Genomic DNA, 17,297 nt, shown 5'->3' with positions numbered 1-17,297 from the left:
GGTACTTCCTTTCGAGGATAGGTAAGAGTTGATTCGAAAGGTACCCGCGATGGTCGCCTTCATGCACACCGGCACAAGACTTACCGCGGGCTACAGATACACCACGTTAGGGGACGCAACCGTTATCCATCTTGGCTTCCGCCAGCTCACGGCGCAGACGAGCATTCTCAGCACGAAGATCCGCCTCGCTTAGCCCGTCGGATGCTCCTCGGCGCTCACGCTCGAGTTTGACCCACCTGCCTAAAATTGTGGCTGATACGCCAATTTCCTTAGCCACATGAGCGATTGGGCGCTGCGACTCGATTACCAGGTTTGCGGCTTCACGCCGGTACTCCGGCGTGTACTTCTTGCGCTGTTGATTCACAATGAACATCCTCTCCTACGGACACAAGATCCGTACAAATAGGGTGTCCACTACTTGAGGGTAACCTCACATCCGGCACCGATCGTGCAGCGTGGGGTCAGTTGCTTCCATACTATCTACGCCCTTCCGTTATGGTAAATCTGTTCTATGGCCACTAAAAAGTCTCAGAAAATACCCAAGGCAAAGACTCCCACCGTAGTTATCTACCAAAACCCAGATTTCGTCCTAGGTCTGCTCCAAGAAACTTTTAAACAAGGTTTGCTGGACTACACAGAGACCAACTCGGTTATCTCAGATGGTAAGGAAGTTAATACTGTTGGCGGAGCAGATGGAAAACTAGGTGGTGGGGTGAAGGTTCCCGGTATCGGTGAAGTTAAAGGGAACGTGGGAACAGATGTTTCACAAACACACTCAAACAACAACGAAGTCACGTCGACGGATCACAAGAAATTTGTATACTCCCAAGCCTTTTTCCTTGACCAGATGCGTACAGCACTCCATGAACGCGGTCTTATTGCACAAGTCAAAGGACTGAAAGATTTTACGCAACGTGGCGTTGGAGAATTCGTCGAATTCGATGCTTATTTTGCACCTAATGAAGTCAATGTCGTGCTTGATATTTTGACCCCAGATCTCACGGCTGAGATAACTCGCTTTGTCCGCCGTAGGCAAGGGTTAAAGGAAGTTGACCAAGTAGTCGAGCAAGCCGAGATGGCTAATGCAGACATTCCTGTGGAAAGAATCAACAGAATGAAGGCCCTCTACGAAGCAAAAGCAAATGACCAGGCAGAGCTTGCAAAAGCAATTGCCAGGGCCGTACGTCAAGACTTCCGAGGGGACACCACAAAAGAGTTCTACGCAACGATTGGCGGGGATGGGGATGTGGTTACTGCTGTTGCAGTTTGTGAAGCTGAATATTTCGTGTCCAAGGACAGTGATCGGCTTCTCGACGGACGCTTCACTGTCCTTGCGAAAGTGATCTCAGACGTTCGAAAAGAAGTCCCGATCCTAGAGCGGAACAAACTACTCAAACGACTGAATGTCGAGGCAGTGGATAGTTTTCTTGGTACATTGAGAGGTAGCAACGACGCTGCGGAATATTTGGACCTTGAATTTCGGTCAACTATTGAAGGTTCATCGGTGACGGTACTACCCATTGCGATTTATGTGTAGGGATTTGGAAAAGATTTAGAATCGGTCTGAGTTTCAAAACTGTTTCAAAGGTGGATCCTTTGGCATACTCATTTCTGTCTCTTTAACACAGGAGGGGAATGTCTGCGGCGTTGCGCCCACACGGGTTCTGGGCTTAGCAAGCCCAATCTTGAATCCCCGTTCCTACTCATCATAAATGCAGCGATCGGCATGTTGACTTCAAGAAAATATTGGCTGCACCTGCCCCACATCGACCTAGTTAATAAAGTAACGAAATCTACCTTCTAGAATTTGAGCCTTTACCCCACTGCTAGTGATGGAGCTTCACAAACGCTGGCCATGGTGGTCGATGGACAAGGACCTGCCCTGTATAGAATCGGGTAATGAACCCGACATCGCGGTCAATCTTCAATGTCGTGTAGATGAACTTGACAGAGAAACTATCGCAGCGTGCAGCGTGGAGCTGAATCATTTTCGGTGTTTTGGGATCAAGTTCCGACGCGAAAAGCTGAGACAATTTCAGAAACCCATTAGTGTCGCGCAGTTCTTCGGTTTATTGTGAAGCCTCGCGTTTCCGTAGGCAAATGTTCAGGCATTGGGGCTGGGATGTTTCCTAAACGGCGGGCCTGCTTAAGTTCCTTGACGAGCCGTGCGTCATCTCGCACCTAATGTTGACACAACGCCCTAGCAAGCGGCTTGTGTCGACGAGTATTCTGCCAAAAGTGTTCTTCGACAAGAAGGTCCACATGTTCCTACGACGCGTGGTCAAATATTGGCATATTCCAAATAGTCCTATCTATTTAAGCGGAACAAATCCTAGAGCACTTCAAAATCAGATGGAAAACGAAGTCCTTCTAGACCAAAAAGACAATTGCAAGCGGCCGGTCAGGAGAGTATAGGTTCGCCTAGGAAAAATTAGTACAAAGGTCCCAGACTTTACCGTGTGCAGCTATCTTGCAGGTTCGAATGATGTCCGCCCCAGCGGGTAAGCTAACAGCGTGATAAAATCAGCGGAACTTTTTGCAGGTGGCGGCGGGCTTGTCTTAGGAACGGGCTTAAATGAGGTGCATCACGTCGCGCTTGCTGAATGGAACCATTGGGCGTGTGATACCTTGCGTGAAAATCAAGCCGCAGGGTATCCGCTTCTTCAAGGTGCACAAATCCTAGAGGGCGACGTGCGCGATATCGACTGGGGGGTTGTTGCGGGTGGAGTAGATCTCTTAGCAGGAGGGCCCCCGTGTCAGCCCTTTAGCTCCGGTGGTCTAAGCCGTGCGGCTGATGATTCTAGGGATATGTTTCCGGCTATGACTGACGCGATCCAACAGGTACAACCTCAGGCATTTATCGTGGAGAACGTTAAGGGTCTGACGCGGCAATCTTTTTCAGAGTATTACTCCTATATCAAGCTTCGTCTTACCTACCCTGCTTTACGTGCAAAGACCGGAGAATCATGGAGCGATCATCTAAAACGTCTACGTAACTATGATGCAAAAGGCACGCATAGAGATCTATCCTATCGTGTCGTGGATACTGTAGTGGACGCAGCTGACTATGGAGTTCCACAACACAGGCATCGTGTGTTCTTGATTGGATTCAGGAGTGATGTGATCGATGGTTGGAATTTTCCCGCACCTACGCATTCAGGAGCTGCTCTAAAAGCGCAACAACTTAGCGGTGAATATTTCGAACGGCACAGCGTATCTCTTAAAAACAGGATCATCATCAAGCGCGCCGGCGGAGATGCTGCCCTTAAACCGTGGCGAACTGTAAGAGATGCAATCCATGACATGCCCGTCCCACAATTAGAGGGAGTGTCTGGTTGGTTGGACCACCGCTTACAGCTAGGGGCAAAAACCTATCCCGGACACACGGGTTCTCCTATTGATGCGCCATCTAAGGCTCTTAAGGCTGGGGGACACGGTGTTCCCGGCGGAGAGAATATGATTAGGTTTCCTGATGGTTCTGTACGCTATTACTCGATACGCGAAGCTGCACGCATTCAAACTTTCCCCGATGATTACGCACTACATGGAGCATGGGGTGAAGCCATGCGGCAGATCGGTAACGCCGTTCCTGTGGAACTTGCTCGTGTTGTAGCTAAGTCTGTGGTTGATCATCTTGAAAAGAACGCAGCTGATACGCTTCCTTAGGTATACATCGTCCTGAATTTGGAGCTGCGTTCGTGTCCGAAACCTTTGACCCATTGAGCTATAAAAACTTAGGTGCGTCAATCGCGCGCGCTTTAGATGACCAGCCCCTTGAGTTACTCGATAATCTCCCGCGCTTCGAAGGGGCTGGAATTTATGCGCTCTACTATAGTGGGCCGCACCCAGCCTATGTGCCGTTAGCTAAAATCAACCGAGAGATGCCCGGTACTTGGGCTGTCTATATCGGAAAGGCTGACGCAGACGCGACCCGAAAAGGGGATCCGACTGCTGTGCCATCTGAGGTAGGCCCAAAGTTATGGTCCCGACTTCAGAGTCACCGAAAGTCTATTGATGCTGCGGTGAACTTGGATACACGAGATTTCTTTGTTCGTCGTCTGGTTGTGTCTCCTACGTGGGTATCTCTTGCTGAATCGATCGGAATTAGACTGCACCATCCCGTGTGGAATTCATACCTTGACGGACTCGGAAATCATGATCCGGGTAAGGGCCGGTATGAAGGGATGAAACCGCTATGGGATCATCTTCACCCAGGGCGGGCTTGGGCTACCAAGTTGAAGACTCCAAGACCTGAAACGCAAGAAGAAGTGGAACAGAAGGTGCTGGGGTACCTAGAGAAATATGACCCCACAAAAGTAAATGTGGCTATCTCAGAAAAATAGAGACGCAGTGTTTCCAGTATCGTTTGCGAAATAGCTCGGATCCCGCTTTAGTTCGAGAATTGTCTTAACCTCAGGCCTCGGTCTAAGCTTTCGCCAAAGCTGTGGTGACTCATCTTTCCCCCTTGGAAATAGAAGGTCTAACAGCTCAATGCTCAAAATGGCGCATCTAGCGAAAACTTCTCACCGACTCGAAAGACAACACCATCTTAATAGTTCTCTAGGTAAGCTAGCTCGTATTCTCTATAGGCGAGACATTTCAAGAGGATCATTGTATTCAGCGATTCTTTAGAAGAGTTTCGGTGTGAGTTTTCTGTATACCTTGTTGCGACCTAGGAGCGTCCTTTCGGTCGAGGAGCGGTCACAGGGCTGCAATCAGGCCAGCTTCGAGTGCTGCAATCCCTAAGGCAAAGGGCTAGGTCGTTCTGGCCGTAAGCTCTTGAACCGTGGACTCTGGCACGCTCGGTGAACGAGTCGATAGTATGAACGTCACGAGCGTAAAATGGTTTGGGCCTAATTCGACTAATGCCATCCGTGAAGCTTCCTGCGTTTAGTTCCTACCTCAGCTAGCGAAGGTTCGGACACTGTGCCTAGAAAGTTGTGAAGTCTCGAGACACCATAGGAACGATGTCTCGATACTTCACATGGTGCCCCAGAGAAGATTCGAACTTCCGACACCGGCTTTAGGAGAGCCGTGCTCTATCCCCTGAGCTACTGGGGCGGGGTTGCGTGTGCAACTTGGCTAATCATAGCAGTGGGGCAGGAGTGCCCCGAAATGACTGGGGCGTGGATTAGCTTTCGGCCAATTCCTTCTGCTTATTGCGCACGGAGGAGGCTGGTGGGTTGGTCTCGTGGGTGCCGTCGGAGTAGAGGACGGTGGGGATGATGCGGTTGCCGTCGTTGACGGATTCGATCCAGGCATTGATGTCGTCGGCGTTGTCACCCTCGACGTCGACAAGCGCGTAGGGGGTTTCGGTGCGGTCCAGGTTTTTAATCAGCTTGGCGCAGAATGGGCACCAGTCGGCGTAGAAAATGGTGACGTCAGCGGTGGTTTCGGGGGTTTGTACAGTCATTAGGCTGCATCCTTTCGGTCGTAGGTTAAAAAGCGGTACTTGATGGGGAGATCGCTGGCCTCTTTATCTGGCAGGGCCAGGTGGCCCTTGGCGGAGGTGAGCCAGTCGGTGCTGTGGGCAAGCCCAAACTCATCAGGGATGGCCGGGGCGTAGATCGATTTATCGCCGTAGGTGCTACCGATATTAACGCCCATGAGGGTGACCTCAATGCGGTCCACCTGGTCCAAGGTGGCGGTGTAGATTTGGCCGCCGCCGGTAACCCAGGCGTCGGAAAGCGAGGGCATTGCGGTGAGCACCTGGGCGCCGGCGGACCACTGGCCGGGGGCGCGGGAGGAGAGTACGTAATTCTCACGGCCGGGAAGCGGGCGGAACTTGGGGTTGAGGGACTCCCAGGTCTTGCGGCCCATAATGACCGGCGCGCCCATGGTCACGTCCTTAAAGTGCTTGAGATCCTCCGGCACGTGCCAGGGCATCTGCTCGCCATCGCCAATGATGCCGTCCAGAGACTGCGCCCAGATTGCGCCCAACATTAAACGGACACCTGCGCCTTGATGGTGGGGTGGGGATCGTAGCCTTCAATCTCAAAATCGGCGAAGTCATAGGAGAACATGTCTTTCGCCTTGGTGAGGTGAAGCTGCGGGTAGGGGCGCGGCTCGCGGGAAAGCTGCTCTTTGACCTGCTCCACGTGGTCGTTATAGATATGGCAATCGCCGCCGGTCCAGATGAGCTCGCCCACCTTGAGGCCGGCCTGCTGGGCAAACATGTGGGTCAGCGCCGCGTAGGAGGCGATATTGAAGGGAACCCCCAAGAACATATCGGCCGAGCGCTGGTAGACCTGCATGGACAAGGTGCCATCGGCCACGTAGAGCTGGAAGAGCAGGTGGCAGGGCATCAACGCCATCTTGTCGAGCTCCGCGACGTTCCATGCGGAGACCAGGTTGCGGCGGGAATCCGGGTTGTTCTTGAGGGTGTCGAGCGCCTGCTGGATCTGGTCAATGTGCTGGCCGTCCGGGGTGGGCCAGGAGCGCCATTGCACGCCGTAGACCGGGCCTAGCTCGCCGTTATCATCCGCCCACTCATTCCAGATGCGGACCTTGTTGTCCTGCAGGAACTTGATATTGGACTCGCCCTTGAGGAACCACAAAAGCTCGCCCAGCACCGCATGGAAATAGACCTTCTTGGTGGTCAGCAGCGGGAAGGACTCGGCCAGGTTATAACGCAGCTGCGCGCCAAAGATGGAGCGCGTGCCGGTGCCGGTGCGATCGCCTTTGGGGGTGCCGGTCTCTAGGACCTTCTTCAGCAGATCCTCATACGGGGTCTCAATCATGGGCACTAGTTTAGAAGCCGCCGTTCTCCTCGGCAAAGGCCTGGGCGTGCTCTAAGATTTCATCCTTGAGCTCGGGGCGGCAGATGAGGATATCCGGGATGAAGGTGTCCTCATTATTGAAGCGGATTTCGGAGCCATCGAGGCGGCAGCAGTGCAGGCCGGAGGCTCGGGCGACGCCCACCGGGGCGGCCTGATCCCACTCGTACTGGCCGCCGGCGTGGATATAACCGTCAAAATCACCGAGCAGCACGTGCATGGCCTTAGCACCCGCGGAGCCGACGCCTACGGTTTCATAGCCCATCTTTTCCGCAATGTAGCTAGCTACCTTGGGCGGGCGGTTGCGGGAGATCACGAACTTCTTGGACAGCGGGCCGGTGACCGCGCGTACGTCCGAGGATTTGAAGGTTACGCCCTTGTCCGGCAGGCCCACCGCCGCGTGGATGGGAGTGCCATTTTCTACGAGGGCAATGTGCACTGCCCAGTCCTGGCGGCCGGTGGCGAATTCCTTGGTGCCGTCGAGCGGGTCCACGATCCATACGCGGTCCTTCTTCAAGCGGGCAAGGTCATCGGCGGCTTCCTCAGAGAGCATGCCGTCCTGGGGACGGTGCTGCTCGAGGACGCGGGCGATCCATTCTTGGGCGGCCTCATCGCCGGCGTCGCCAAGCGAAAGGCCCCGCAGCAGGCCCCCGTTGCGCACACCCTTAAGGATCTCACCGCAGCCCTGGGCGAGGGAATTGGTCAGGCGGGAATCAGAAATCTCGACGGTCATGGTGCCCACATTACAACGCGGACTAGAGTGTGGGCATGCCAGAAAACATCCTCGACCGCTTCCGGCCCCAAGTAGCGCAGTGGTTTCGGGATGTATTTGCCGCCCCCACTGCCGTGCAGGCGCAGGCCTGGGAGAAGATTTCCCGCGGCGAGCACGCCCTCGTAGTCGCCCCTACCGGCTCCGGTAAGACGCTCGCCGCGTTCTTGTGGGCGCTGAATAATTTGGTTGAGCGCGAAGGCCAGCTGGCGCTGCCGGTGGGCTCAGGGACTGCTGGATCCGCCGCCGGGGTGAAGGTGCTGTATATCTCGCCGCTCAAGGCGCTGGGCGTGGACGTGGAAAATAACCTGCGCGCCCCGCTGACCGGTATTGCGCGCACCGCGGAGAACCTAGGGCTGGACGTGCCGGATATATCGGTAGGCGTGCGCTCGGGCGATACGCCGTCTGCTGAGCGTGCGCGGCAGGTGCGCAAGCCGCCGGATATCTTGATCACCACCCCGGAGTCGGCCTATCTGATGCTGACCTCCAAGGCGGCGGGGATTTTGAAGACGGTGGATACCGTCATTATCGATGAGATCCACGCCTTGGCCGGCACCAAGCGTGGCGTGCACCTAGCGCTGACCTTGGAGCGCCTGCAGCAGGTGGCGGGGGACTTCCAGCGCATCGGTCTTTCCGCCACCGTGCGGCCGCTGTCTGCGGTATCGAATTTCTTGGGTGGCCACCGGCCGGTAGAGATCGTGGCCCCAGCCGCGGAAAAGAAGTGGCAGCTGGACGTGCACGTGCCCGTGGAGGATATGTCCGATCTCCCCACGCCGGAGCAGGGCTCCACCATCGGGGAGATGACCGTGGATGATGCCATCGGGATTAGCGCGCCTTCCGTGGATGAATCCGCGCTGCCCACGGCCAAGTCCATCTGGCCGTATATAGAGGATGACCTCTATGCGGAGATCATGGCGCACCGCTCCACGTTGGTATTTGTCAATTCCCGCCGCACCGCCGAGCGGCTGACCAGCCGGCTCAATGAGCTCTATGCGGCCGAACACGATCCGGAATCGCTCTCGCCGGAGACCCGCCGCGACCCGGCCCAGCTGATGAAGCAGGTCGACGTCGCCGGCAAGGCCCCGGCCGTCATCGCCCGCGCCCACCACGGCTCGGTGTCCAAGGACGAGCGCGCGATGACAGAAACGATGCTGAAGGAGGGCACGCTCAAGGCCGTGGTGGCCACGAGCTCGCTGGAGCTGGGCATCGATATGGGAGCCGTGGAGCTGGTGGTGCAGGTGGAATCTCCGCCCTCCGTGGCCTCCGGCCTGCAGCGAGTGGGCCGCGCCGGGCACTTTGTGGGCGCGGTATCGCATGGCTCCTTTTATCCCAAGCACCGGGCGGATCTGGTGCAGTCCACGCTGACGGTAGCGCGCATGCGCGCAGGCCTCATTGAGGAGATGCATACCCCGCGCAACCCGCTGGATGTGCTGGCGCAGCAGACGGTGGCGGCGGTGGCCGCGGCCGGGGACGATGGGCTCGATGCCGATGAGTGGTACGAGATGGTCCGCCGGGCCTGGCCTTACCGCGATCTGGCGCGCGAAGTCTATGACTCCGTGCTGGACTTGGTCAGCGGCGTGTACCCGTCCACGGACTTTGCTGAACTTAAACCCCGCGTGGTCTATGACCGAGTGACGGGAGTGATGACCGCGCGGCCTGGCGCCCAGCGCGTGGCCGTGACCAGCGGTGGCACGATTCCGGATAGGGGCATGTTCGGAGTATTCCTCTATACCGGCTCGGGCGAGGGCTCCGGTGGCGCTCCGCGCCGGGTGGGCGAGCTGGATGAGGAGATGGTTTATGAGTCCCGGGTGGGCGATGTGTTCACCTTGGGCGCTACCAGTTGGCGCATCGAAGACATCACGCGCGACCAGGTATTGGTCACGCCCGCGCCGGGGCATACCGGGCGCCTGCCATTTTGGAATGGCGATGGCGCGGGCCGCCCCTATGAGTTGGGCAAGGCGCTAGGTGAGTATCGCCGCGAGGTCTTTTCCTCGCCGGAGATCATTGCGGATGCCGATGATAATGCGCGCTCCAATATCGTGGCCTACCTACAGGAGCAGAACGAGGCCACCGGTGTCATCCCGGATGAAAAGACTTTGGTGCTCGAGCGCTTCCGCGATGAGTTGGGCGATTGGCGCGTGGTACTGCATACTCCGTTTGGCCGGCCGGTCAACTCCGCGTGGGCACTTGCGGTGGGCGCCAGGGTAGGCGAGCGCACCGGCATGGATCCGCAGGCAGTAGCTGGCGATGATGGAATCGTGCTGCGCCTACCGGAGGCAGAATCCGAGCCCGATGGATCCATCTTTGCTTTCGACGGGGATGAGATCGCCGATATCGTGGCCGAGCAAGTGGGCAATTCTGCGCTCTTTGCCTCCCGCTTCCGCGAGTGCGCGGCCCGTGCGCTGCTTTTGCCTAGGCGCAATCCCGGCAAGCGCGCGCCGCTGTGGCAGCAGCGCCAGCGTGCCGAGCAGCTTTTGGACGTCGCCCGCAAGTACCCGTCCTTTCCCATCATCTTGGAGACGGTGCGCGAGTGTGTCCAGGACGTCTACGACGTTCCTGCGCTTACGGAGGTCATGCGGGAGCTGGGGCACCGCCGCATCCGCATCGCGGAGGTCACCACCGAGCAGCCTTCGCCCTTTGCCTCTTCGCTGCTATTTAACTACACCGGCGCGTTTATGTACGAGGGCGATTCCCCATTAGCAGAAAAGCGCGCGGCCGCCCTGGCCCTTGACCCAGCGCTTTTGGCCAAGCTGCTCGGCACGGTAGAGCTGCGCGAGTTGCTCGATCCGGAGATCATCGCCGAGGTCCATTCCCAGCTTCAGCGCACGGATCCCTCGCGCCGAGCTCGCACCACCGAGGAGGTGGTGGACCTGCTGCGCGTGCTGGGGCCAATTCCCGTCGACGAGCTAGGCGCGCACGCCGACGTCCCGTTATCCGCCCTGGACAAGCTGGGCACCCGAATTATGCGCGTGCGCATTGGCGGGCGCGAGCACTTAGCCCAGGCCCAGGATGCGCCCCTGCTTCGCGACGCCCTAGGTATCCCCATTCCTCCCGGCATCCCTGCCCAAGTGGCCACCATTTCTGATGCCTTGCCGCAGCTGGTCTCGCGGTGGGCGCGCACGCGTGGTCCGTTTGTGCTGCGCGATCTCACCGCAGCCTTCGACATATCCGTCTCCGCCGCGCACACCGTCCTCGGCGCGCTCGATGGGGTAGTAGAAGGCCGCTACCGCCAGGAAGTGGAGGAGCAGGAGTACTGCGCCGCCGCGGTGCTGAAGACCATTCGCTCGCGCTCGCTCGCCGCCGCGCGGGCTGCTACCGAGCCGGTCTCGGGCGCTACCTTCGCCCGTTTCTTGCCGGAGTGGCATAGCATCGCACCGGCTGGAAAGCGCCCGGTCCTGCGCGGTGCCGATGGCGTCTTTTCCGTCATCGAGCAGCTCGCCGGGGTGCGTCTGCCCGCCTCTGCGTGGGAATCGCTCATCCTGCCCGCTCGGGTGGGCGATTATTCACCCACCATGCTCGATGAGCTCACCTCCAATGGCGAGGTGCTCATTGTGGGTGCTGGCAAGGCCGGCGCGGCCGACCCCTGGATCATGCTGTTGCCCTCAGACTATGCTGCTCAACTCGCCCCGGAAACGGATGCCGAGGGCGTCAGCATGGTGCAGCGCTCCATCCTCGATGTCCTCGGCCGCGGCGGTGGCTTCCTCTTTGCCGATATTGCCGCCGAGGCCCCCGGTACCACCGAGGAGACCCGCGAGGCCCTCTGGGGGCTAGTAGAGATGGGCCTGGTAAGCCCCGATTCTTTCGCGCCTATTCGCACTCGACTGTCTTCCGGCGGCTCGCGCTCAGGCCGCACCGCGCATCGCTCGAAGCGGCGGCCCACCCGATCCCGCCTGCGCATGGGGCGCACCTCCTTCGCCCAGGCGCAGAACGCCGCAGGCACGGGGACCCCGCCCGATGTCATGGGCCGGTGGTCGCTCGCGGTACCAGCCTCTACCGATGCCACCTCCCGGTCCGTCGCCCACGGCGAGGCCTGGCTCGACCGCTACGGCGTGCTCACCCGCGGCTCTGTCGTGGCCGAAGACGTGCTCGGCGGTTTCGCACTGGCCTATAAGGTGCTCTCCGGTTTTGAGGAATCCGGCAAGGCCATGCGCGGCTACGTCATCGATGGGCTCGGCGCCGCGCAATTCTCCACCCCCGCCATCATCGACCGCCTGCGCGGCTTGGCCGATTCCCCGGACGTGACCGGCTGGCCCTCTGGCACTACCGAGCCCGAGACCTTCGTTCTCGCCGCCTGCGACCCGGCCAACCCATACGGTGCGGCCCTGCCCTGGCCGCAGCGCGACGACGCCGACGGCAAGGCCACCGGCGGGCCCACCCGTTCGGCCGGTGCGCTGGTGGTGCTTATCGACGGCCTCCCCATCGCCCACCTCACCCGCGGCGGCAAAACCCTCACCACCTTTATCGAATCGCTGCCCGATGGCATCGACCCCGCCGAGGTATATCCCCGCGTGGTTTCCGCGCTCACGGATATGGTGGCGAGGGGAGTGCTGTCGCCGTTGGTCGTCGAAAAGTGCAATGGCAGCCCCATCCATAAAACCGATGTGGCGGCCCACCTGCGCGACGCCGGCGCCGGGATTACGCCGAAGGGCGTGCGCATCTCCGCTCGCGCCGCCGCCCCGCGCACACCGCGCGCAGGCCGCCGGGCCTCCGAGGCCATCGAAGAGCTCAGCTTTGATGATCCACCGCCCGCTTCGCGCAATAATGGTGGTTTCCGCCCGCGCGGCGGGTACCGCCGCTAAAGATCCACAGGAGGTGTTATGCCCGAAGGCGATTCCGTCCTGCAGCTATCCAACCGACTGCAGTTCATGGCCGGCCGCGAAGTCACCGGCTGCTCCGTCCGCGTGCCGCGCTACGCCACCGTTCACCTCGACGGCATGGTGTGCGAGCGCGTCTGGCCCTACGGCAAGCACCTATTCATGCAATTCGACCAGACCATCGTGCACACCCACCTCAAGATGGAAGGCACTTGGGCCATCCACTACGCAGGCGATCGCTGGCGCAAGCCTGGGCATACCGCCCGCATCGTGCTGCAGCTAGCCAACGCCCCGCGCGATATCGAGGTCGTTGGCCACCAGCTGGGCTTCGTGGACATCTATCCCGCCGACCACTACCACCAGCGCATCGCCCACCTCGGTCCGGATATCCTCGACTCCGACTGGGACCGCGAGGAAGCCCTGCGCCGGCTCAACTCCCGGCCGCAGCGCGCCATCGGCGCGGCGCTGCTCGATCAGAAGGTCGTTGCAGGCATCGGCAATGAATACCGCGCCGAGGCGTGTTTCTTGGCCGGCGTGCACCCGGCCACGCCGGTAGCCGAGGTCGATACCGCCCGCATCCTCGATATTTCCCGGCGCATCATGTGGGCTAACCGCACCTCCCCGGTGCGCGTAACTACCGGCGTGCGCCGCGCCGGGGAGACCACCTATGTCTTCGGCCGCAATCGCAAGCGCTGCCGCCGTTGCGGCACGTTTATCACCAAGGGCGCGCTCGGCGGCGTGGACCAAGGCGGCGACGAAGGCGAACTCGAGCGCATCATCTGGTGGTGCCCACACTGCCAGCCGCTTCACCCCTCGGCGTAGCCCGCTAGGGTGGAGGCTATGCGTACCCTTCTCAATATCATTTGGTTCATCACCGGCGGGTTCCTCCTAGCCTTGGCCTACTTCCTCTTTGGCATTATCGCCTGCATCTTTATCGTCACCATTCCAGCGGGCGTGGCGTCGTTCCGCATGGCTAATTTCGCCCTGTGGCCATTCGGCCGCTCGGTGGTGCAGCCGGTCAAGGGCAGTGGCTCCATGTCCACCTTCTCCAACATCGTCTGGTTCCTGGTCGCCGGCCTGTGGCTGGCCATTGGCCACGTCACCACCGCGGCGGCACAGGTAGTGACCATCGTGGGCATCCCGGCCGCCCTGGCCAACCTGAAGATGATCCCGGTGACCTGCTTCCCGTTCGGCCGCCGAATTGTGAACTCGGAGGAAATTCCATTCGGCTGGGAGCCGATGGTCAAGCTCTAAGCTCCGCGGGCCACTAACAAAACAAGCACGTTTCGCCCAATGTCGCGCTGATTTTGGGCAGAACGTGCTTGTCTTGCATCGCGGTGGGCCGAAGAGGCCATAAAACAGCCGCGTTATCCGCTCCGCCGAGTGGGTGGGAGGGGATAACGCGGCTAAAAGTGAGCCTTTAGCGGTTGGAGCGGTACCAACCGATGAGCTCATCGGTGGACTGGTCGCCGGAGTCGGCGGCCGCAGCGCCGGAGACGGCTGGGGCCAAGTCATTGGCCTGCTGCTTGCCCAGCTCCACGCCCCACTGGTCAAAGGAGTTGATATCCCAGATGACGCCCTGGGTGAACACGATGTGCTCGTAGAGGGCGATGAGCGCGCCGAGCACGGCGGGGGTCAGCTCCTCAGCCAGGATGGTGGTGGTCGGGCGGTTGCCCGGCATGACCTTGTGCGGCACGACGGCCTCGTCAACGCCCTCGGCCGCGATTTCCTCAGCGGTCTTGCCAAAGGCCAGCACCTTGGTCTGCGCAAAGAAGTTGCCCATGAGCAGATCATGCATGGACCCGGAGCCATCGGCGGTGGGGAAGTCCTGCTTCGGGCGGGCGAACCCAATAAAGTCCGCCGGGATGAGGCGAGTGCCTTGGTGCATGAGCTGGAAGAAGGCGTGTTGGCCATTGGTGCCCGGCTCCCCCCAGTAGATTTCGCCGGTGGACGGGACGGTGACCGCGGTGCCGTCGCGGCGCACGGACTTGCCATTAGATTCCATGGTCAGCTGCTGCAGGTAGGCCGGGAAACGGCCGAGGTCCTGCGAATAGGGCAGCACGGCGTGAGTCTGGGCGCCGAAGAAGTTGGTGTACCAGACGCCAAGGAGGCCCATGAGCGCGGGGATGTTTTCTTCCAGCGGTGCGGTGCGGAAGTGCTCGTCCATGGCATGGAAGCCCTCCAGGAAGCGCATGAAGTCCATCGGGCCGATGGTGCACATGAGGGACAGGCCGATGGCGCAATCTACGGAGTAGCGGCCGCCGACCCAGTTCCAGAACGGGAACATGTTCTCGGTATCGATGCCGAACTCGGCTACCTTCTCCGCGTTGGTGGACACGGCGACGAAGTGCTTGGCCACGGCGGATTCATCACCCTCGAATTGCTCGATGAGCCAGCGGCGCGCGGCGTGCGCATTGGTTAGCGTCTCCTGGGTGGTAAAGGTCTTGGAGGCGATGATGAACAGGGTGGATTCTGCATCGAGGCCATCGAGCGTGGCGGCCATATCGGCCGGGTCCACGTTGGAGACGAACTCGGCGGAGATGCCGGCGACCTCATAGGAACGCAGTGCCTTCGCCGCCATGGCCGGGCCCAGGTCAGAGCCACCGATGCCGATGTTGACCACCTTCTTGATGGTGTGGCCGGTATGCCCCAGCCAAGCGCCGGAGCGCAGCGCAGTGGCAAAATCACGCACGCGGCCCAAGACCTCGTGGACATCGGCGGCAACATCCTGGCCATCAACGCTCAAGTCATCTTCGGCCGGGATGCGCAGCGCGGTATGCAGCACGGCGCGATCCTCGGTGTTATTGATGTGCTCGCCGGCGAACATGGCATCGCGGCGGGCCTCAAGGTCGGCGGCCTTGGCTACCTCAACCAGCTGCTTGACGATGTCCCCGTCGATCAGGTTCTTCGACAGATCGACGTGCAAACCGGCGGCGTCGAAGGTGAAGTTGCGGGCGCGGTCTGCATCGGCGGCAAAAAGCTCGCGGAGGTTGAGGTCCCTTTTATCCTCATATACCTTCGCGAGCTCGCTCCACTGGGCAGATGCGGTGATATCCATGGTGGTAGGCCTTTCTGGCAACTAGCGCATTGGCAACATGTACCCCTCCCACCGTAGTCCAGAAAGGGCAACCGCGTCGGGGCCTTCTAGAGGATGAGCGCGCCTGCCCAGCCAGCGATAAGCAGCGGAATATTGAAGTGAATAAAGGTGGGAATAACCGAGTCACGGATGTGGTCGTGCTGGCCATCCGCGCCCAAGCCCGCGGTAGGGCCGAGGGTGGAATCGGAGGCGGGAGAGCCGGCGTCGCCAAGCGCGCCTGCGGTGCCAATAAGCGCCACGGTGGCCGCGGGGCTAAAGCCCAGCGACATGCACAGCGGCACATAGATAACGGAAATAATGGGCAGGGTGGAAAAGGACGAGCCGATGCCCATGGTGACCACGAGGCCTACCACCAGCATCGCGCCGGCGGAGAGGACCTTATTGGTGCCAAAGAGGTTGGCATTGGCATCGACTAGCGGGCCGACCTCATCGGTGGCCGTCATAACCGAGGCAAAGCCCTGGGCGGTGATCATAATGAAGCCGATGAGCGCCATCATCTTCATGCCATTGGTAAAGACATCGTCCGCGTGCTTCCAGTCCACCGCGCCGGTAAGCAGCAAAATACCCAGGCCGGTCAGCGCGCCGACCATGAGGCCATCGGATTCGAAGTCGAGCGCCTGCATGACGATCTGCACCGCAAAGGTGGCAATGATGGCCACGACGGAAACCCACACCTTATAGGCGGAAGGGGTTTCCTGGTGCTCCTCAGCCGTGATGGGCAGGTTCTCATAGTCGCGCGGCTTGCGGTAGCTAAAGAAGATAGCGATGAGTAGGCCGGCCAGCATACCGAGCGCCGGCACGCCCATGACCTGCATGATATTGATATCGGAGGTATCAAGCCCCGCCTGCTGGATATTAAAGAGCAGGATATCGTTCAAGTAAATGGAGCCGAAGCCCACCGGAATGAACATGTAGGTGGTGATAAGGCCGAAGGTCAGGCAGGTAGTAATCAGCCGGCGGTCCAGGCGCAGCTTATTCATCACCGTAAGTAGCGGCGGGATGATGAGCGGAATGAAGGCAATGTGGACTGGGATGAGGTTCTGGCTCATCACGGACATGGCGATGAGCCCGAGGATGAGCATCCATTTGGTGGCCAGGGCGGTCTTAGGGTCTGCTTCGCCGCTGCCGCCGAGCCTGCGGATGAGGAAGTTAGCCAGGACCTGTGGCAGCCCGGCCGAGGCCACGCCCATGGCAAAAGCGCCCAAGAGGGCATAGCTTAGGGCAATCTTGGCGCCGCCGCCCAAGCCGTCTTGGAAGGCGACCATGGTGGCATCAAGCCCCATGCCCGACAGGAGCCCGCCGACGATGGCGCCTAGGAAGAGCGCTACCACCACATGCACGCGCAGGAGGGCGAGCACGAGCATGACAATGACGGCGACGAGAACTGCATTCATGCTAATTCAGGGTACTGCATAGTATCGGCTGGCCAGTAATTATTCGGCTAACCCAGCCGGCCGCGGCCCATGCGCAGCAGCGCCGAGGCGATGGTGGGTCCTTCCTCACCGAGTTCATCGCGGAACTGATTCAAAATGGCGATCTCGCGGGTGTGGACCAGGCGGGTGCCGCCGGAGTTCATGCGGGTGCGGCCAATGGCCTGGGAGACTTCCGTGCGGCGTTTAGCGGCATCCAAGATGATGCGGTCCATGCGGTTGATTTCTTCGCGATACTGTTGGATCTCCGCATCAGATAGGGGATCATCCGTGCCCGAAGGCGTGCGGATGTCCAGGCCGTTATCGACGATGTCCTTGTTATCTTCTGCGGTCATAAGACCATATTGTGCCACCCGCCCGCGCAAAAGGAAATAGCAGCTCGCACGGCGGATACGGGGCGTGTCCGGTGGG

Annotated in this window: 14 protein-coding genes and 1 tRNA gene; 6 read left to right on the top strand and 9 right to left on the bottom strand. The window is 59.6% G+C overall.

All coding sequences use genetic code 11. The annotated features are described in order from the left end of the window. Positions 1–106: 106 nt before the first annotated feature. Entirely contained in the window at positions 107–373 is a 267-nt protein-coding gene (locus MHY13_RS06720; protein ID WP_239282468.1) for a transposase, read from the bottom strand. 138 nt (positions 374–511) lie between these two features. Here MHY13_RS06720 and MHY13_RS06715 point away from each other — a divergent pair, with 138 nt between their 5' ends. The 3 genes from MHY13_RS06715 to MHY13_RS06705 all read left to right on the top strand — a co-directional run bounded on the left by MHY13_RS06715 (position 512) and on the right by MHY13_RS06705 (position 4,343). Beyond that, positions 512–1,537 (top strand): hypothetical protein, encoded by a 1,026-nt coding sequence (locus MHY13_RS06715; RefSeq protein WP_239282466.1) that lies wholly within the window; start codon positions 512–514, stop codon positions 1,535–1,537. A 977-nt stretch (positions 1,538–2,514) separates the two neighbouring features. Further along, positions 2,515–3,666, top strand: coding sequence for a DNA cytosine methyltransferase (locus tag MHY13_RS06710; protein ID WP_367398074.1), 1,152 nt, complete (start codon positions 2,515–2,517; stop codon positions 3,664–3,666). A gap of 32 nt (positions 3,667–3,698) precedes the next feature. Continuing rightward, positions 3,699–4,343: an Eco29kI family restriction endonuclease gene (locus MHY13_RS06705; RefSeq protein WP_239282464.1), complete on the top strand. Its 645-nt coding sequence runs from the start codon at positions 3,699–3,701 to the stop codon at positions 4,341–4,343. A 642-nt stretch (positions 4,344–4,985) separates the two neighbouring features. Here the strand turns inward: MHY13_RS06705 and MHY13_RS06700 are convergent. From MHY13_RS06700 to MHY13_RS06680, 5 genes are all read right to left on the bottom strand, one after another. Beyond that, positions 4,986–5,061 (bottom strand) — tRNA-Arg (locus MHY13_RS06700). A 70-nt stretch (positions 5,062–5,131) separates the two neighbouring features. Then, entirely contained in the window at positions 5,132–5,413 is a 282-nt protein-coding gene (locus MHY13_RS06695; protein ID WP_239282462.1) for a glutaredoxin domain-containing protein, read from the bottom strand. Continuing rightward, the gene (locus MHY13_RS06690; protein ID WP_239282460.1) at positions 5,413–5,943 is read right to left on the bottom strand and encodes a dihydrofolate reductase; all 531 of its coding nucleotides are present in this window, start codon (positions 5,941–5,943) and stop codon (positions 5,413–5,415) included. Before MHY13_RS06690 ends, MHY13_RS06695 begins: the two co-directional genes overlap by 1 nt. Continuing rightward, positions 5,943–6,740, bottom strand: a complete 798-nt coding sequence (locus tag MHY13_RS06685) for a thymidylate synthase (protein ID WP_239282458.1) — start codon at positions 6,738–6,740, stop codon at positions 5,943–5,945. The genes MHY13_RS06690 and MHY13_RS06685 overlap by 1 nt, the downstream gene beginning before the upstream one ends. A gap of 10 nt (positions 6,741–6,750) precedes the next feature. Beyond that, entirely contained in the window at positions 6,751–7,509 is a 759-nt protein-coding gene (locus tag MHY13_RS06680; protein WP_239282456.1) for a 3'(2'),5'-bisphosphate nucleotidase CysQ, read from the bottom strand. 35 nt (positions 7,510–7,544) lie between these two features. On the opposite strand from MHY13_RS06680, the gene MHY13_RS06675 reads away from it, so the two are divergent. The 3 genes from MHY13_RS06675 to MHY13_RS06665 are packed head-to-tail and all read left to right on the top strand — an operon-like array spanning position 7,545 to position 13,613. Continuing rightward, entirely contained in the window at positions 7,545–12,344 is a 4,800-nt protein-coding gene (locus tag MHY13_RS06675; protein WP_239282454.1) for an ATP-dependent helicase, read from the top strand. A gap of 18 nt (positions 12,345–12,362) precedes the next feature. Next, the gene (locus tag MHY13_RS06670; RefSeq protein ID WP_239282452.1) at positions 12,363–13,181 is read left to right on the top strand and encodes a DNA-formamidopyrimidine glycosylase family protein; all 819 of its coding nucleotides are present in this window, start codon (positions 12,363–12,365) and stop codon (positions 13,179–13,181) included. Between the two features lie 18 nt (positions 13,182–13,199). Then, positions 13,200–13,613, top strand: coding sequence for a YccF domain-containing protein (locus MHY13_RS06665; protein ID WP_239227955.1), 414 nt, complete (start codon positions 13,200–13,202; stop codon positions 13,611–13,613). Between the two features lie 166 nt (positions 13,614–13,779). On the opposite strand, the gene pgi is transcribed toward MHY13_RS06665, so the two are convergent. The 3 genes from pgi to MHY13_RS06650 form a co-directional block, all read right to left on the bottom strand. After that, positions 13,780–15,417 carry a glucose-6-phosphate isomerase gene (gene pgi / locus MHY13_RS06660; RefSeq protein WP_239282450.1) on the bottom strand — a complete coding sequence of 546 codons (1,638 nt, stop codon included), beginning with the start codon at positions 15,415–15,417 and terminating at the stop codon, positions 13,780–13,782. An 86-nt stretch (positions 15,418–15,503) separates the two neighbouring features. Next, positions 15,504–16,850, bottom strand: coding sequence for a Na+/H+ antiporter family protein (locus tag MHY13_RS06655; protein ID WP_239282448.1), 1,347 nt, complete (start codon positions 16,848–16,850; stop codon positions 15,504–15,506). A gap of 47 nt (positions 16,851–16,897) precedes the next feature. Then, positions 16,898–17,221 (bottom strand): chorismate mutase, encoded by a 324-nt coding sequence (locus MHY13_RS06650; protein ID WP_005323805.1) that lies wholly within the window; start codon positions 17,219–17,221, stop codon positions 16,898–16,900. Positions 17,222–17,297: the final 76 nt, after the last annotated feature.

This window comes from Corynebacterium sp. ACRPE (assembly GCF_022347435.1).
GTDB classification, from domain to species: Bacteria; Actinomycetota; Actinomycetes; order Mycobacteriales; family Mycobacteriaceae; genus Corynebacterium; species Corynebacterium tuberculostearicum_D.
This window is presented reverse-complemented; position numbering and strand designations above follow the sequence as displayed.

What these genes read in the sequence shown, in the direction of transcription:
- MHY13_RS06720 (WP_239282468.1), bottom strand. Translation starts at nt 373, where the DNA reads ATGTTCATTGTGAATCAACAGCGCAAGAAGTACACGCCGGAGTACCGG.
- MHY13_RS06715 (WP_239282466.1), top strand. Translation starts at nt 512, where the DNA reads ATGGCCACTAAAAAGTCTCAGAAAATACCCAAGGCAAAGACTCCCACC.
- MHY13_RS06695 (WP_239282462.1), bottom strand. Translation starts at nt 5,413, where the DNA reads ATGACTGTACAAACCCCCGAAACCACCGCTGACGTCACCATTTTCTAC.
- MHY13_RS06690 (WP_239282460.1), bottom strand. Translation starts at nt 5,943, where the DNA reads ATGTTGGGCGCAATCTGGGCGCAGTCTCTGGACGGCATCATTGGCGAT.
- MHY13_RS06685 (WP_239282458.1), bottom strand. Translation starts at nt 6,740, where the DNA reads ATGATTGAGACCCCGTATGAGGATCTGCTGAAGAAGGTCCTAGAGACC.
- MHY13_RS06680 (WP_239282456.1), bottom strand. Translation starts at nt 7,509, where the DNA reads ATGACCGTCGAGATTTCTGATTCCCGCCTGACCAATTCCCTCGCCCAG.
- MHY13_RS06675 (WP_239282454.1), top strand. Translation starts at nt 7,545, where the DNA reads ATGCCAGAAAACATCCTCGACCGCTTCCGGCCCCAAGTAGCGCAGTGG.
- MHY13_RS06670 (WP_239282452.1), top strand. Translation starts at nt 12,363, where the DNA reads ATGCCCGAAGGCGATTCCGTCCTGCAGCTATCCAACCGACTGCAGTTC.
- MHY13_RS06665 (WP_239227955.1), top strand. Translation starts at nt 13,200, where the DNA reads ATGCGTACCCTTCTCAATATCATTTGGTTCATCACCGGCGGGTTCCTC.
- pgi (WP_239282450.1), bottom strand. Translation starts at nt 15,417, where the DNA reads ATGGATATCACCGCATCTGCCCAGTGGAGCGAGCTCGCGAAGGTATAT.
- MHY13_RS06655 (WP_239282448.1), bottom strand. Translation starts at nt 16,850, where the DNA reads ATGAATGCAGTTCTCGTCGCCGTCATTGTCATGCTCGTGCTCGCCCTC.
- MHY13_RS06650 (WP_005323805.1), bottom strand. Translation starts at nt 17,221, where the DNA reads ATGACCGCAGAAGATAACAAGGACATCGTCGATAACGGCCTGGACATC.